Raw genomic sequence first — 15,177 nt, forward strand, 5'->3', positions numbered from 1 at the left:
ACACGCCATATATTGAATAGAGTGAGGTGGGAAAAATGGATGTGAAGGAAGCCTTTATTCCAAACTTTATTAGCTGTTATTTTATCGCACTGGGGGTTATTTTGGGCGGTGCCATTATCGGCGGGGTAGGTGCATATTTATCTGGTCAGCCACCGCTATCAATTATTTCAAGTCTTGCCAACCGCTTAAAAATTTGGGCACTTGTTGCGGCAATCGGTGGAACTTTTGATGCGGTCTATAGTTTTGAAAGAGGGATTTTCGAAGGGAACACACGTGATATTTTCAAGCAGATCTTGTTAATTATCTCTGCTATGGGCGGTGCGCAAACGGGGTATCTCCTGATTACGTGGCTCACTCAGGAGCATGTGTCATCATGAGGGTGCCTGAGCTGTATAAACGTCCAGGCTGGCAGCGTTTTTTTGCTGGGATGATGTTCGGCGCAATTATCAGCTGGCTGATTTTTCTCTTTACGTATGGCACCTTTCAAGAGAAGCAAGTGACACTGCTCAGAAGCCAGCAGCACCATATGGACAGTCTGAAAGAACAAATCACACTCTATCGGGAAGATTTGCATAAATTAAATGAAGACAATAAGCAGCGTCTGCTTATTCAGAGCGTAGATGTTCACCTCGTCAACCGTGAGCAGTACAAAATCCCGGAGCCAGATACCTTGAAATTTGAAGATCAGGTGAAAGAGGATATCTCAGAGGTGATCACAAAGGATATTGAAAGTGTCTATAAAACAAAAGAGCTCTTAAAACGGACCGTGGAAAATAAAGAATATACGATTAGAGAAAAGGCATACCGCGCCAAAGTCACTGAGCTGACCATTTATACAAAGCTATCGCTTGAAGTGCGTATTTCCTTTGCTGAATAATAGATGATGTGGAATTTTTATGAATTTCTGCACTCAATGATCGCTTTTCACTTGTTATTTTTATACACTAAAAGAAGAACGAGATCATCACAAGAAAGAGGTGAGAACAATGGAGGTTTACAGCTATCGTCAAATGGCACGAGACAAAGCAAGCCGGATTAAAGACGGCATGTGTGCTTATGCCGAGACAGAAATGATGGCCCATTTAATTAAAAAAGAATTAAAGCATCAAAATCTCCAAGCCTATGAAGATTCAACTGACATCGGCTGCTGGTTTATCCCTGTATCCAAGTAACCCTTTTCTCAAGCACAAAAAAAGAGAGGGGGGACTTGAAGCCCCTCTCTCACGATGATGATTTACATACTTCTTCTAAATCACGCAAAATCTCATCTGCAACTGCCCAATCATATATGGACGCACCGGCTGCAAGCGGGTGACCTCCGCCATGATATTTTTTAGCAATGGTGTTAATGACGACGCCTTTTGAGCGGAATCTCACACGAATCTGATCGTTCTCTTCCACAAAAAAGACCCATGCCTTAATCCCTGCAATATTTCCAAGTGTTCCAACAAGCTGTGAGGCTTGCTGCGCTGTTGTTTGGAATGACTCCAAAATGTCACGTTTAATAAAAACAGAAGCTACGCCATTCTCTGATAAGGAGATATGTTGAAAAATATAGCCATTTAATTTCACGACATTCAAATCTGTCTCATACAATTGATTGAAAAGGTCTGATGATGAAAACGGATATTCGATGAGTTCACCCGCATATTTGAGTGTCTTTTTCGTTGTGTTTGGGAAAAGGAAACGGCCTGTGTCTCCTACAATGCCGGCATAAATGAGTTCTGCCGCCTTTGTATTCAGCTGATATCCTTCTTCTTTCCCCTCTAAATACAGCTCATAAATCATTTCACTAACAGAGCTTGCTTCTGTATCAACCCAAAGCAAATCACCATACGGATCTTCATTCGGATGATGATCAATTTTCATCAGCTTATCGCCCATTGAATAACGCTGATCATCAATTCTTGCTTGATTCGCAGTGTCACAGACAATGACAAGGGCACCTTTGTACACTTCATCTGGCACCTCATCTAATTCATATAAAAATGAAAGGGATGGCTCAGGGGTTCCTGTCGCATAAATATTTTTTTCTGGATAGGTGGCACGCAAGATTTCCGTAAGGCCGCACTGCGATCCATATGCGTCTGGATCAGGTCTTACATGTCTATGAATGATGATGGTATCATATAATGATATGGTTCTAATCAGTTCTTTTTTCATAAATACTCCTTCTTATGCGATACTCTTTTTATTATTAAATCATAATCTACCCAGACAGAAAAGTGAGGAATAGACAATTTATTCTAGTAAGCAAGCCTATTTACGTTTAAAATAGGGTTGTAACCACTTACAATGGAGGCTTGGCACATGCTTGTTTTGATTGTGTTTATTATTTGTTCTGCCATGTTTTATTTATACTACAAAGCAAAGAATGTCCGTACGAACCGGCCGGTCGAAAAGAAATTCTGGTCTGCCAAATCAAGTATGGCACTTGGCTGCTTTGTCCTGCTCTTCGGTGTGAATCAATTATTTTTAAACCGCTCGTCACTGGCATTTGTCATTGGGTTTGTTTTTGTTGCAGTTGGTATCGGCAGTACATGGGCCGGATATAAAGCCTATAAGCACTATCTTCCGCTCTTTTTAAAGGAAGGCGAAAAAGACCACGCATAATAGAGAAAGGGCTAAAATGAACTTTATTTTAGCCCTTTCTCTTCTTTTCAGCGTGTTAGAAAACCTTTGCAGCCCTAGGAAGGACGAGTACTGGCGCAGAGCGAATGTCACATTCGTGAGCACTAGCACGCAGGACTGACAACGAATGCGAGGGTTTGTCTACACGCTGAAAGGGCGCATTCATGCCGCCCTTTTTTGCCTATTATCCTCTCTCCATCAGCTGCACCATCAGCATCGCTTTGCCTACAATATTTGACTGGTGGTAAACTTCCACTTCCAGCTTTCCAAACTTGCGCCCAACTTCTAAAATATTCGGTTTGATCTGTATCGTGGATTCCATTTGAACCGGTTTTAAGAAATAGACAGAAAGACTTTCTACAATTAGCTCGCCTTTTTTATGAGACTTTAAGAAGCGGTTGGCTGATTCGATTAAAATTTGTGTAAACACACCATACGAAATATTGCCGAGCTGATTTGTCATTTGTGGTGAGACTTCATATTGGTACACCGCATCTGTTTTTGGTTTTTCTGTCTCAGTCTCCTTAAATCCTCGTGACACGACATCATCCAGCTTTTCACCGACCTGCGGCTGCTTTTGAATCATTTGCAGCGCCTTCAGCACGTCCTGACGGCTAATCATCCCAATCAGCTTCGCATGATCATTTACAACTGGCAGCACCTCAATACCTTCCCACACCATCATTTGTGCAGCTGAAGCGACAGATGTTTTGCCAATAACGGTCAGCGGATTTTTTGTCATCACCTTTTCAATCGGTGTAGAACGGTCATGGCCTGCAATATCCTTTGAGGTCAAAATGCCGTGAATTTTCATTTGATCGTCTGCTACCGGGAACCGGCCGTGCCCGGTTTCATAATTCTTTTCATACCATTTCTCAAGTTTGTCTTCTGGCGATAAATAGACGGTCCGTTCTATCGGCGTTAAAATATCCTCCACAAGCACAATTTCTTTTTTAATCAACTGGTCATAAATGGCCCGGTTAATGAGAGCCGCTACGGTAAATGTATCGTAGCTTGTTGATAAAATGGGCAGCTCAAGCTCATCTGCGAGCTGAATAATTTCATCATCTGTTGAGAATCCGCCCGTGACCAGCACAGCCGCTCCCGCCTCTAATGCTTGCCGGTGAGCATTGATTCGGTTTCCGACGATCAACAGGTTGCCTGCTGCTGTGTATCTCATCATCGCATCCAGTTCCATTGCACCGATGACAAATTTATTTAACGTTTTATGTAAGCCGGCTCGTCCGCCAAGCACCTGACCATCAATGACATTGACTACTTCCGCATATGTCAGCTTTTCAATATTTTCTTTTTTCTTCTGTTCAATTCGAATGGTACCGACTCGTTCAATAGTGCTCACGAACCCTTTATTTTCAGCATCCTTAATAGCCCGGTAAGCCGTGCCTTCACTGACTTTCATTTCTTTCGCTATACGCCGGACAGAAATTTTCTCTCCGACATCTAATGAATCAATATACGATAAAATTTGCTCATGCTTTGTCGCCAATCCCGTTCACCCTTTTTGTTTTCAGCGTTTTCATCTATATTTCATTATAAAGGCAGGAGGCTTTTAATAGCAATTTGTCTTTTACACGAGCACGATACAGGCAAATAAAAAAAGCCGGTTGGATGCCGGCTTTTCTTCCTATTATTAAATATCGATGGATTCTCCGCTGTTTAATACGTGACCCACGCCGCCATGCAAGCTGTCTGCAAAGGCATGAGGATCTTGCTCAATCGGCGGGAATGTACTGTAATGAATCGGTACGACTTGTTTCGCACGAAGCCACTCTGCTGCGATTCTCGCATCGTCTGGTCCCATCGTGAAGTTATCACCTATTGGCAGGAAGGCGAGCTCAATATGATTCAGCTCCCCAATGAGTTTCATATCCGAGAAGAGAGCCGTGTCTCCAGCATGATAAATTGTTTTGCCTTCAGCAGTAAATAAAATACCGGATGGCATCCCTGTATACGTAATCGTTTTGGATTCTTCATCAATGACCGCTGAGCCATGGAACGCTTGCGTCAGCTTGACTTTACCAAATTCAAATTCACGTCCGCCGCCTATAGAAAGCGGGTGCGTTTTTACCCCTTGCCAGCCTAAATAAGTGGCAAGTTCGAATGGCGCAATCACAAGTGCGTCATTGTTTTTAGCGATTTCAATCGTGTCTCCAACGTGATCTCCATGCCCGTGCGTGAGCAAAATCACATCGGCTTTGACATCTTGCGGTTTGATTTCCGTGTGCTTATTTCCATTTAAAAATGGATCAATCCAAATATGGTATCCGTTTGTTTCAATGTGTACGACTGAATGTCCATGATATGTAGCTTTCATGTAAATATATCCACCTTTCGAATTTGATCTCATTTTTTCCTATTCCCTCTATAAAAAGCTGAAAAACTTAGTGCCTGTGAATGACATTAAGACCACCTGTTGCTTCAATGACGGTTCCTGTAATGAGGTCTGAACGGTCATCACATAGAAATGAAATGATACGACCGATATCCTCACCTGTCCCAGACCGACCAATCGGTGTTTCATCGTCTTTTATCTGACGTGCTTCCTCTATCGTTGATTCTTTCATGTCTCCAACGATTTTGCCTGGACACACCATATTAGCGGTGATGCCGTTTTCGGCTTCTTCAATCGCAATGGTTTTCGTCAATGACGCAAGGCCCACTTTTGCCGCTCCGAAAGCTGATCTGTGCATCCAGCCTGGCGCATGGTCTGCTCCTTGGAAGCCATATGTGATAATCCGGCCAAAGCCTTGTTTTCTCATCATAGGGATCACCATTCGGAACAAATGGAACACTGCGGATAGGTTACCTTCCATCATTTGATACCATTCGTCTTCAGAGTAATCCGCGAGTTTTTTTCGTTCAAAAATATAAGGTCCAGCATTATTGATCAAGGCATCAATCCGCCCAAATCGCTCTGCTGCCAGCTCGACCATGTTTTTTAAATCTTCTTTGTTTGTCACATCGCCTTGGACAAATTGAAGCTTTTCTTCGTATTCTTGCAGTTCTTCTTTCATCTGCCGGACAGCTTCATCATCACTTCGATAATTCACTGTCACAGAATACCCCATATTCAGTAAAGACTCGGTGACTTTCCTGCCAAGTCCTTTAGAACCCGCTGTTATTAATGCGTGTCGCACACAATCTCCTCCTAAAGCAAAGGTTGCAAGTTCATGTGTTTCTTTTATTATCTTTACTTTACTATAAACCGGCTCCCTTCGCACTTTTGAACCCTTTAACAATGAGGGGAAAACCGTATAGGGTGATTCATCCACTTTTTCATATCCCATGAACCATGGATATCGAGAAGCAGCGAAACAAACCGATAGCATTCTCTCACCTCATGAAGCTGACGAGGAAGCGGGCAAATCTCTTCATATCCTAATTGAACCGCTTGTGCAGCTTCTTTCGTCAAAAGGTATTCGAGTGCAATAAAATCAAACGCAGCTGGTCCAAATACCACATATTCCGTATCAACTAGACTCGCCACTTGATCATCGTCTTCAATATATTGCGATGGGTCTAAATCAATTAAAATGAGACTGGCTGCATCAGGAGGACTTAGCGTTTCAAGCTTTTGCTGCACCTTTTCTGCATAATCCTGATATTCAGGCTGATCAGCGTAATAGCGGCTGATGAGTTTGGAGACTGTCTTTTTTAACAGCGCATGGAATTCTCTCAAATGTCTCTTTTCTCCCCCGTATACTGCACCGAAAAAGGTTGTTTGATATGAATGAAGATGCGCTAGTTTCCTCCCGTAATCCCTATAGAATTGTGCTGAACGGCCCTCAAAAGATGTTAAAGGGATTCCTTCTACTTTTTCCATGACATAAAAGTGTTTCCCCGCCTTCTTCACTTTACGAACAACTTTCGGAATATGAAAGGAATTCGTATGAGCCAACTTTTCATTGATTTCATCAAGATGCTCCTGTACAGTACGGGCATCTACTCCATAAATCATGTTGATCCCATATACAAATTCACTTTCTTCTCTTGCAGTTTTTGGAGATTTCACTACATATTCCGTTTTGTCTTGTAAGGAAATCAGCCACACATCATTAGCCCGGCCATCGTATGGTTCTCCTAACGTTTTCACTGATACGATAGGCTGATCAAACAAAGTCTGAAGCGTTTTCTTCATGAACTGTTGTCACTCCTTATTCAGCTTGACACTGGTATGCTTTCATTTTCTTCAGTGAAGATCAATCTCCTTTTTCCCATGACAAAAAACCATCCGTATAAACGAATGGTTTTGGCGAATTATGCTAGGCAGGCTTTTGCTTTTTCTAAAGCGAGTTGAATTTGTTTAAATCCAGTTCCACCTGCACTTGTTCTTTTTTCAACAGCAACATACGGATCAAGAACAGTGTAAATGTCTTGTTCAAAGAGGCCGCTTGCTTCTGTAAATGTTTCAAATGGAAGGTCACTTAAATAGATGCCTTTTTGAATGCATGTATACACAAGCTTCCCAACGATTTCGTGTGCTTCACGGAATGGCATGCCTTTTTTCGCAAGGTAGTCTGCCACTTCGGTCGCATTTGAGAAATCTTCTTTTGTTGCTTTTTTCATGACATCTTCGTTCACTGTCATTGTTTGAATCATGCCTGTGAAGATTTGCAGGCTGCCAGCGATCGTTTTCACCGTATCAAACATGCCTTCTTTATCTTCTTGCAAGTCTTTGTTATACGTAAGCGGCAAGCCTTTCATAATCGTGAGCAGTCCCATCAGGTTACCATATACTCTGCCTGTTTTTCCGCGGATCAATTCAGCCATATCCGGGTTTTTCTTTTGCGGCATCATGCTGCTACCTGTTGCGTACGTGTCATCAAGCTCAATGAATTTGAATTCTTGAGAGCACCATAAAATGATTTCTTCACAAAGACGTGAGAGGTGCATCATCACAAGACTGCTATTAGACAAGAACTCTAAAATGAAATCACGATCACTCACGCCATCAAGGCTGTTCTCGTAAATATGGTCAAAGCCCAGAAGCTCTGCTGTATATTCACGATCAATTGGGAATGTCGTTCCTGCTAACGCCCCGCATCCAAGTGGTGACACATTAATCCGCTTCAATGAATCTTGAAAACGCGCTTTGTCCCGCTCAAGCATCCAAAAGTAGGCGAGCATATGGTGAGCAAAGGAGATAGGCTGTGCACGCTGTAAGTGCGTATATCCTGGAAAAATCGTTTCAACGTGCTGTTCAGCTTTTTCTACAAGCACTGTTTGAAAAGAAGAGATCAGCTCAATGATATGCTCTACTTGGTTATTCAAATATAAATGCATATCGGTTGCGACCTGATCATTCCGGCTTCTCGCTGTGTGCAATTTGCCGCCAAGCGGACCAATCTCATCAATGAGCATTTTTTCAAGGTTTAAATGAATGTCCTCATAATCTACTGAGAAATCGAGTTCATCCGCCTCTGCCTTTTTCATGAGCGTATTCAGTCCGTCTTTGATTGCAGCGGCCTCCTCATCACCGATGATACCGCATTTATTCAGCATACTTGCATGGGCAAGGGAGCCGGTCAGATCTTCTTTGACTAATTGTTTGTCGAAATGAATGGATGCACCAAACTCATCGACCCATTTTTCTGGTGTTTTTTGAAATCGGCCTCCCCAAAGCTTTTTCATGCTTTAACCTGCTCCTTTTTGTTCACGATGCTGTTTACTTTTGTTGGTAAACCCCAAAGGTTAATAAATCCTACAGCTGCATCATGATCGAATTCATCTGCTTTTGTGTAAGTTGCTAGATTTTCATCATAAAGTGAATATGGTGATTTACGTCCTTCTACAATGGCATGGCCTTTAAATAGTTTCACACGTACAACACCTGTTACGTTCTTTTGCGTTTCTTGTAAGAATGCATCTAGTGCTCCTTTAAGTGGTGAGAACCATAAGCCGTTGTATATTAATTCAGCCATTTTTTGTTCAACGATTGGCTTAAAGTGTGCTACTTCTTTAACAAGCGTTAAGTCTTCAAGTTCTTTGTGTGCTTTTAATAGGGTAACTGCACCTGGGCACTCATACACTTCACGAGATTTGATTCCAACAAGACGGTTTTCAACATGATCGATTCTGCCTACACCATGCTGGCCAGCAACTTCATTTAAATGAAGGATCAGATCAGATAATGAATACTGGATTCCGTCAATCGCTGTTGGTTTTCCTTTTTCAAACGTGATTTCAATGATTTCAGGTGTGTCAGGTGTTTTTTCAAGTGGATTTGTCAGATCATAAGCACCTTCTGGCGGCGCTGCCCAAGGATCTTCTAAAATACCACATTCGTTACTTCTGCCCCAAAGGTTTTGGTCAATTGAATATGGGCTGTCTAAGTTAATCGGAATTGGAATCCCGTGCTTTTGTGCATAGTCGATTTCTTCATCACGAGACCATTTCCATTCACGCACTGGTGCAAGAACTTCTAGGTCTGGATTCAATGCTTTGATTGATACTTCAAAACGAACTTGGTCGTTTCCTTTACCTGTACATCCGTGTGCAACAGCTACTGCATTTTCTTTCTCTGCAACTTCCACTAATTTTTTAGCAATGAGCGGACGAGATAGTGCAGACACTAGCGGGTATTTTCCTTCATACATCGTGTGTGCTTGCAGTGCAGCAAGTGCAAATTCTTCAGCAAACTCTTCTTTTGCGTCGATCATGTAAGATTGAACAGCTCCGACTTGAAGTGCTTTTTGCTGAACGAATGCTAAATCTTTTCCTTCACCTACGTCCAGGCAGCAAGCAACAACTTCGTAACCTTGCTCCTGTAACCATTTAACTGCAACAGAGGTATCAAGACCTCCGGAATATGCTAATACGACTTTTTTATTTTGTGACATGTTTGAAAAGCTCCTCTCGCTTGTTTTGATTCTGTGAATGTTTTTTGCATAAAAATAAGTTTTAATTTATAAACATGCATTTAGTATGTATACACTGTAACAAGGAAAAATTGTTTTTTCAACCCCTTTATGAAAAAAACTCTGCCAAATTTTCTTGGCAGAGTCATTTTGGGCTATTTTTGATCTTTTTCAAGCTCTCGCAAGACATGAGGAAGCTCTGGAATAATGAGTTTGGTCATGGCTAACCGAACTGCTCCGGTAGAGCCTGGTGTGGCAAAAACGGCTTTTTGGTTAATCACCCCTGCCGACGCTCTAGATAAGATAGCGGCTGATCCAATATCTTCTGTATAGCTCAGCATGCGAAAAATTTCTCCAAAGCCCGGCAGCTCTTTTGAGAAAAGAGGGGTAATGGATTCAATCGTGACGTCCCTTGCTGCAATACCAGTTCCCCCGTTTAACAAGACGGCATCAATCTTCGCTTCACTTGTTCCTTCTAAAACGGCGTCTTGAATCGCTCCAATGTGATCTTTCACAATATCGTATGCAAGAATAAGGTGCCCTTGTTCTTTGAGCAAATCAATCATCAGACGGCCGCTTTTATCTGTTTCTTTTGTCCTTGTATCACTGACGGTAATGACTTTTACATGAAGCCTCGTTTTCGCTTCGCGTTTATGTTCTTCGACGCTCATCTCTTCACACCGCTCCTTTCATATTGCCTCACATTATAGCATGCTGATTTCAATAGAAAAAAGCCCTTTTCCGCTGAGGAAAAGAGCTTTAAAAGGATGTTACGCTAAACGCATAACGTCTCTTGCAATCATGACTTCTTCGTTCGTTGGAATCACGATGACTTTTACAGGAGAGTGAGGGTAGCTGATGAATGCTTCTTCGCCTCTCATGTTGTTAAGAGATGGATCCCAGTATACGCCCATGAATTCTAGACCACGAAGTACACGTGCTCTCACTTCTGAGCTGTTTTCACCGATTCCAGCTGTGAAGATGATGGCATCTACACCATTCATTCTCGCTGCATAAGAACCGATGTATTTATGAATACGGCTTGCAAAAATATCTAGTGCTACTTCTGCACGGTCGTTTCCTTCTTCTGTCGCTTCTTCGATATCACGAAGATCACTTGAAAGACCAGACACACCTAAAAGACCACTCTTCTTATTCAAAGTAGAAAGTACTTCTTCCGCTGTATGTCCTGTTTTCTCCATAATAAATGGAATAAGGGCAGGGTCAATGTTACCTGAACGTGTTCCCATTGCAACACCCGCAAGTGGTGTGAAGCCCATTGACGTATCGATTGATTTTCCGCCTTCAACTGCTGCGATACTTGCACCATTTCCAAGGTGGCAAGAAATCAAACGAAGCTCTTCAAGAGGACGGCCTAATAGCTCTGCTGCACGCTCTGTTACGAACTTATGGCTTGTCCCGTGGAATCCGTATTTACGAATACCAAAGTTTTTGTAGTAGTCGTACGGAAGGCTGTATAGGTAAGACTGCTCTGGCATTGTTTGGTGGAACGCTGTATCGAACACAGCAATCGCTGGTACGTCAGGCAGAATTTGTTTAAATGCTTTGATTCCTACAACGTTTGCAGGGTTGTGAAGTGGTGCAAGCTCTGAAAGCTGATCAATGTCATTGATGACTTCATCTGTTAATACAACAGAATCGCTGAATTTTTCTCCGCCGTGAACGACGCGGTGTCCTACGCCATCAATTTCATTAAAGTCTTTGATGATGTTAAATTCAATTAGTTTTTCAAGCAGCATTTTAACCGCTACTGCATGATCTGGAATATCTGTGACTTCTGTTTTCTTTTCTCCATCTACAGAAATCGTGAAGATACTGTTGTCCATTCCGATTCTTTCAACAAGACCTTTTGTTAAAACGGTTTCTTCTGGCATGTCGAACAATTGGAATTTAAGAGATGAGCTTCCTGCGTTGATTGCAATAATTTTGGACATTACTGTCGCTCCTTTTACTCAGTTGTTATATAAGGTTTCACGTTTTTTCGGTGCTATATTCAACCTGTTTGAACGGGTCTTTTATAGTTTAACGATAAGTCCGAAAAATATCTGACTTTTTCATTTAAACATTGAAAACTTTGCATTTCAAGTACACCTTCGAACTGTTACCGCTTACATCAATAAGTCGTTATTTTCTGAATAATAAAATAGCCAGACATCACTCTGGCTATTCTTTCGTTTCTTTTTCTTCTATAAACCATTGGTCTAATTTTCTCATGACGCCAACCATTGCTTCCTTCTGTGAGAAAGATGGCAGATTGGCAAATAGCATACGTTTCGGTGCTTCGAGCCCCTCTTTTTTCTTTTGCATCACAAATAAGCTTTTGGCATGCTTTTTGTCTTTGAACATAGAGACTGGCAGCTGAATTAACGCATTCATATATGCATGTTCTTTGATGAAATCCTTTAATTGTACGCTTTCTTTTCCTTCAAATAAATCGTTTGGAATGATGAAGAATAAGAAGCCGCCTTCTTTCGTGTAACGAAGACTTTGCTCAATGAATAAATAATGCGCAAAGGAATGACCTTCTTTTGCCTTTAATTCATAGTCTTTAGCGCGCTCATCATTTGGATAATACCCGACAGGAAGACTGCATACAGCAACATCTGCTGGTGAGATAAGAAGCGGCTCAAGGCTGTCCTGGTGGAAAAGCTCTACTTCTTTTTCTTCTAAGTTCGCTTGTGCCCACGCAATTTTAATGAGCACGTCATCAATTTCAGAGGCAAAACCACGTTTTGTTTCTGCTGTTACATTGTTGAGGACCGCAAGCAGTAAATTCCCTGTTCCCGCTGCTGGATCAAAGACAACCAGCTCTTTTTGTCCTTCTAAAAATTTATTGACCAAATAGCTGACAAACAGACCAATTGTATCAGGTGTCATCTGCCGGTTTGGATGTGAAATATCTTTTTGTCCTTTCAGTACGGCGAGCTGAAACGCTTTACGAATCTGCTCATGATCATAAGAGGCGAAATCTGCTTTCTCTATTAAATCTTTTAGTAAACCGTTTCGATCATTTGACTGGAAAAAGGCTTCTCCTGCTTCTGCCAATGCTTCAATATAGGAAATGTTCTGTTCCTTTTTTAAACGAATTGAAGCTGTATCGAGCAGCTCAAAAATCGTACTCACTTGATCTTTCTGCAATGCTTTTCTCTCCTCGCTTTGTTAAAAGCTATATGTTCTCATTGAAAAGAGCCCCAGTATGAAGCCGGAGCTCTTGTCGATGCTGCTTTTATAACAGTGATTTCGCAGCCTCAATGGCTTTTTCATAATTTGGATGATTGGTTGCTTCGCTTACATACTCAGTGTAAACCACTTTTCCGCTTGGGTCTAATACGAAGACCGCACGCGCCAATAAACGCAATTCTTTCATATATAAACCAAACGCTTCACCAAATGACATATCTCTATGATCAGATAATGTTTCGACATTTTCAATTCCGTTTGCTCCGCACCAGCGTGCTTGTGCAAATGGTAGGTCTGCACTAATGGTATAAATATTGACCGGACCTAAGCCGGCTGCCTCTTCATTGAAACGTCTTGTTTGTGCGTCACACACACCTGTATCAATAGAAGGAATCACTGAGATAATCGTCACTTTTCCTGTTAAATCAGAAAGTGAAACTTCCCCTAGTGAGTTCGTTAATACCGTGAAATCTGGAGCCTGCTCGCCTACTTTCACTTCATTTCCTACAAGCGTTACTGGGCTCCCTTTAAATGTGATCGATGCCAAAACAATTCCTCCCTTATCAAATGTATGGTTCTATCATAGTAGAGAAAGCAAAAAACTGCAAAGCCTAATCGTCCATTTTGAAAAAAAAGTTAACTGCAGGGCAGCTAACTTTTTAAAGGTCTATGTCATCTAGTTTTCGTTCTTTGTGACGATGCTCCCGTTCATCCTTCTTAAACATGTGCTGAAGACGTTCAATTGCTTGAGGAGCAGAATCCAATATTTTATCGAGCAGATGTGTGTGTTCATCCAAATGAAGCATTCTAACGCCATTTGTTCCCACAATTAAAAAGGCGATTGGTGTAATCGATACTCCCCCGCCGCTTCCGCCTCCAAATGGGAGTCTCGGTTCTTTTCGTTCTTGTTCATCAGACCGTTTTTCTTTCTTTTGGTTACCGTTGAATTCACTGCCGCCGGCTGCAAATCCAAAACCAACCTTTGACACAGTGAGAATGACACTGCCGTCAGGGGTTTCGACTGGATCGCCGATGATCGTGTTCACATCAATCATTTCTTTTAAGTTTTCCATCGCTGTCTTCATCAGACCTTGGATTGGATGATCTGCCATTTTCGGGTTCCTCCTTAAACAGATGATTCATTCTTCGTTGCTTGAAGAGAGGCATTTTTTCTCGCCTTTCTCCCTTTTAACCAATGGACAAGTAATCGAATGGCTGCAAGCATAGCATGTCCAATCCGAAAATAAGCTATACATGCAAAGTGTGTCTGTGATACATTGTGCTGAAAAGCGGGAATCACTTCATAGACGGGTTTGTGCTTAAAGGTGAGATGCTCCTGCATAAAGGCAAGAAGTGCTCCTTTGACTGACCACACACCGCCGGCTGCTACACCTGTTAAAGCTGCGTCATGAAAACCAATCCATGTGGACCAGTGAAATGAGACGATTTTTATATGAATGAAGAACTTTCGCATGATCCGGTTTAGATCGACAATCTCTTTTGTAATACGCTCCATTTGATGAAGGATTTCTTTCACATCACGTTTTCCCACTTTTTTATGCATGGTTTCTTTTTCTTGATTAGGCGTTTTGGTGCTGGCCATTTTCTTTTCACGAATATCAATCGTTTGATCTTCCGTATTCACTTTCACCATCGGAATGTCTTTCTTCAGTCTGACGATTCCATATAAGGTGATGATCTTCACCGCAATATGGTCATTGTCATTTGCATGTGAATAGTCCAGTGAAATGGTCACTTTCATAAAGATCAATAAGATCACAAGGAACAAAAAAGCTGCGATCCAAACGTACAGCACTGTGCTCACTTCCTCCATAACAAATGATGCTTCCTCTACGATTATGGCTCTCCTTCTGGATTTTATACCCAATCACCCAAAAAAAGAGTTTGACCGGTACCCGGCCAAACTCTCTTTGGTTATGCGTTTGATTCTGTTTTTTCATATAAATGTTCATGAACAACCACCGTATCTGCAAAGTAGTCATGAACCCCTTGCTTTTTCGGCGTGAACCCAACCACAGCATAGAGAACAAAAAGCGTATTAATATATCGCCCCACAATTTCTCTAAAGAAAATGACATCCCATGACAGCTTCTTCTCCGGCTGAAGTGAGACGACTTTGATTCCAAACACCATCTTTCCAAGTGTTTGTTGGAAAATCTTCGTCATGATCGCAAAATAAAGCAGAAAGACAATTGTGGTTGTGACGGAAAATGGGGAAAACCAGCCTCCACCTTTTGACCAGCCAAAGAGACTAAAGATTGGAGAAACCGTCAAATGGTTAACACCCCATACGACGAGCCAATCTAGGATAAATGCCCAAAATCTAATCCAGAAACCTGCAAAGGCTTGCGCTTCAATTGAAGTGCGCTTCGCAAGAGTCGGCCTTGATTCTCCCTCTTGGCTGCGACTTTCCGTTACTTCATCGAATGTAGAATCCATCTATGAT

18 protein-coding genes are annotated in these 15,177 nt (G+C 41.9%); 4 read left to right on the top strand and 14 right to left on the bottom strand.

The window, feature by feature from the left end; translation table 11 throughout:
* The first annotated feature begins 35 nt into the window (after positions 1-35).
* The 3 genes from ytrH to KVT11_RS13990 all read left to right on the top strand — a co-directional run bounded on the left by ytrH (position 36) and on the right by KVT11_RS13990 (position 1,172).
* Entirely contained in the window at positions 36-377 is a 342-nt protein-coding gene (ytrH, locus tag KVT11_RS13980) for a sporulation membrane protein YtrH (protein ID WP_007501717.1), read from the top strand.
* Positions 374-877, top strand: a complete 504-nt coding sequence (gene ytrI / locus KVT11_RS13985; protein WP_007501718.1) for a sporulation membrane protein YtrI — start codon at positions 374-376, stop codon at positions 875-877. Before ytrH ends, ytrI begins: the two co-directional genes overlap by 4 nt.
* 109 nt (positions 878-986) lie before the next feature.
* Positions 987-1,172, top strand: a complete 186-nt coding sequence (locus KVT11_RS13990; RefSeq protein ID WP_008346082.1) for a YtzJ family protein — start codon at positions 987-989, stop codon at positions 1,170-1,172.
* A 49-nt stretch (positions 1,173-1,221) separates the two neighbouring features.
* Here the strand turns inward: KVT11_RS13990 and KVT11_RS13995 are convergent, their stop codons facing one another.
* Positions 1,222-2,163, bottom strand: a complete 942-nt coding sequence (locus tag KVT11_RS13995; RefSeq protein ID WP_007501719.1) for a DHH family phosphoesterase — start codon at positions 2,161-2,163, stop codon at positions 1,222-1,224.
* A 147-nt stretch (positions 2,164-2,310) separates the two neighbouring features.
* Here KVT11_RS13995 and KVT11_RS14000 point away from each other — a divergent pair, with 147 nt between their 5' ends.
* A complete protein-coding gene (locus KVT11_RS14000) occupies positions 2,311-2,613 on the top strand; it encodes a YtpI family protein (protein WP_008343164.1) in 303 nt (100 codons plus the stop codon).
* A gap of 202 nt (positions 2,614-2,815) precedes the next feature.
* On the opposite strand, the gene KVT11_RS14005 is transcribed toward KVT11_RS14000, so the two are convergent.
* The 13 genes from KVT11_RS14005 to KVT11_RS14065 all read right to left on the bottom strand — a co-directional run bounded on the left by KVT11_RS14005 (position 2,816) and on the right by KVT11_RS14065 (position 15,170).
* Positions 2,816-4,138, bottom strand: a complete 1,323-nt coding sequence (locus KVT11_RS14005) for a CBS domain-containing protein (protein ID WP_017358275.1) — start codon at positions 4,136-4,138, stop codon at positions 2,816-2,818.
* Positions 4,139-4,282: 144 nt separating this feature from the next.
* On the bottom strand, positions 4,283-4,966 hold the full coding sequence (locus KVT11_RS14010; RefSeq protein WP_017367834.1) for a metal-dependent hydrolase: 684 nt from the start codon (positions 4,964-4,966) through the stop codon (positions 4,283-4,285).
* Between the two features lie 67 nt (positions 4,967-5,033).
* On the bottom strand, positions 5,034-5,789 hold the full coding sequence (locus KVT11_RS14015) for an SDR family oxidoreductase (RefSeq protein WP_008343153.1): 756 nt from the start codon (positions 5,787-5,789) through the stop codon (positions 5,034-5,036).
* A gap of 95 nt (positions 5,790-5,884) precedes the next feature.
* A complete protein-coding gene (locus tag KVT11_RS14020) occupies positions 5,885-6,790 on the bottom strand; it encodes a phosphotransferase (RefSeq protein ID WP_116307259.1) in 906 nt (301 codons plus the stop codon).
* Between the two features lie 119 nt (positions 6,791-6,909).
* The gene (argH, locus tag KVT11_RS14025; RefSeq protein WP_008343150.1) at positions 6,910-8,283 is read right to left on the bottom strand and encodes an argininosuccinate lyase; all 1,374 of its coding nucleotides are present in this window, start codon (positions 8,281-8,283) and stop codon (positions 6,910-6,912) included.
* Positions 8,280-9,491, bottom strand: a complete 1,212-nt coding sequence (locus tag KVT11_RS14030; RefSeq protein ID WP_017358278.1) for an argininosuccinate synthase — start codon at positions 9,489-9,491, stop codon at positions 8,280-8,282. The genes argH and KVT11_RS14030 overlap by 4 nt, the downstream gene beginning before the upstream one ends.
* A 173-nt stretch (positions 9,492-9,664) precedes the next feature.
* Entirely contained in the window at positions 9,665-10,180 is a 516-nt protein-coding gene (locus KVT11_RS14035; RefSeq protein WP_116307261.1) for a MogA/MoaB family molybdenum cofactor biosynthesis protein, read from the bottom strand.
* A 99-nt stretch (positions 10,181-10,279) separates the two neighbouring features.
* Positions 10,280-11,464, bottom strand: a complete 1,185-nt coding sequence (locus KVT11_RS14040; protein WP_007501728.1) for an acetate kinase — start codon at positions 11,462-11,464, stop codon at positions 10,280-10,282.
* A 229-nt stretch (positions 11,465-11,693) separates the two neighbouring features.
* A complete protein-coding gene (locus tag KVT11_RS14045; RefSeq protein ID WP_008343142.1) occupies positions 11,694-12,668 on the bottom strand; it encodes a class I SAM-dependent methyltransferase in 975 nt (324 codons plus the stop codon).
* A gap of 88 nt (positions 12,669-12,756) precedes the next feature.
* Entirely contained in the window at positions 12,757-13,257 is a 501-nt protein-coding gene (gene tpx, locus KVT11_RS14050) for a thiol peroxidase (RefSeq protein ID WP_007501731.1), read from the bottom strand.
* A 112-nt stretch (positions 13,258-13,369) separates the two neighbouring features.
* Positions 13,370-13,822, bottom strand: a complete 453-nt coding sequence (ytfJ, locus tag KVT11_RS14055; protein WP_007501733.1) for a GerW family sporulation protein — start codon at positions 13,820-13,822, stop codon at positions 13,370-13,372.
* 14 nt (positions 13,823-13,836) lie between these two features.
* The gene (locus tag KVT11_RS14060) at positions 13,837-14,544 is read right to left on the bottom strand and encodes a DUF2953 domain-containing protein (RefSeq protein WP_008343138.1); all 708 of its coding nucleotides are present in this window, start codon (positions 14,542-14,544) and stop codon (positions 13,837-13,839) included.
* Positions 14,545-14,645: 101 nt separating this feature from the next.
* Positions 14,646-15,170, bottom strand: a complete 525-nt coding sequence (locus KVT11_RS14065; protein WP_007501737.1) for an RDD family protein — start codon at positions 15,168-15,170, stop codon at positions 14,646-14,648.
* Positions 15,171-15,177: the final 7 nt, after the last annotated feature.

The organism is Bacillus sp. GbtcB10 (assembly GCF_019091365.1).
Taxonomy (GTDB): Bacteria; Bacillota; Bacilli; order Bacillales; family Bacillaceae; genus Bacillus; species Bacillus altitudinis.

Bases quoted from the DNA above. Each gene is read 5' to 3' on its own strand.
- KVT11_RS14060 (WP_008343138.1), bottom strand. From the start codon at position 14,544: ATGGAGGAAGTGAGCACAGTGCTGTACGTTTGGATCGCAGCTTTTTTG.
- argH (WP_008343150.1), bottom strand. From the start codon at position 8,283: ATGAAAAAGCTTTGGGGAGGCCGATTTCAAAAAACACCAGAAAAATGG.
- KVT11_RS14000 (WP_008343164.1), top strand. From the start codon at position 2,311: ATGCTTGTTTTGATTGTGTTTATTATTTGTTCTGCCATGTTTTATTTA.
- KVT11_RS14010 (WP_017367834.1), bottom strand. From the start codon at position 4,966: ATGAAAGCTACATATCATGGACATTCAGTCGTACACATTGAAACAAAC.
- KVT11_RS14020 (WP_116307259.1), bottom strand. From the start codon at position 6,790: ATGAAGAAAACGCTTCAGACTTTGTTTGATCAGCCTATCGTATCAGTG.
- ytrI (WP_007501718.1), top strand. From the start codon at position 374: ATGAGGGTGCCTGAGCTGTATAAACGTCCAGGCTGGCAGCGTTTTTTT.
- KVT11_RS14035 (WP_116307261.1), bottom strand. From the start codon at position 10,180: ATGAGCGTCGAAGAACATAAACGCGAAGCGAAAACGAGGCTTCATGTA.
- KVT11_RS14040 (WP_007501728.1), bottom strand. From the start codon at position 11,464: ATGTCCAAAATTATTGCAATCAACGCAGGAAGCTCATCTCTTAAATTC.
- ytrH (WP_007501717.1), top strand. From the start codon at position 36: ATGGATGTGAAGGAAGCCTTTATTCCAAACTTTATTAGCTGTTATTTT.
- KVT11_RS14065 (WP_007501737.1), bottom strand. From the start codon at position 15,170: ATGGATTCTACATTCGATGAAGTAACGGAAAGTCGCAGCCAAGAGGGA.
- KVT11_RS13990 (WP_008346082.1), top strand. From the start codon at position 987: ATGGAGGTTTACAGCTATCGTCAAATGGCACGAGACAAAGCAAGCCGG.
- ytfJ (WP_007501733.1), bottom strand. From the start codon at position 13,822: ATGGCAGATCATCCAATCCAAGGTCTGATGAAGACAGCGATGGAAAAC.
- KVT11_RS13995 (WP_007501719.1), bottom strand. From the start codon at position 2,163: ATGAAAAAAGAACTGATTAGAACCATATCATTATATGATACCATCATC.
- KVT11_RS14030 (WP_017358278.1), bottom strand. From the start codon at position 9,491: ATGTCACAAAATAAAAAAGTCGTATTAGCATATTCCGGAGGTCTTGAT.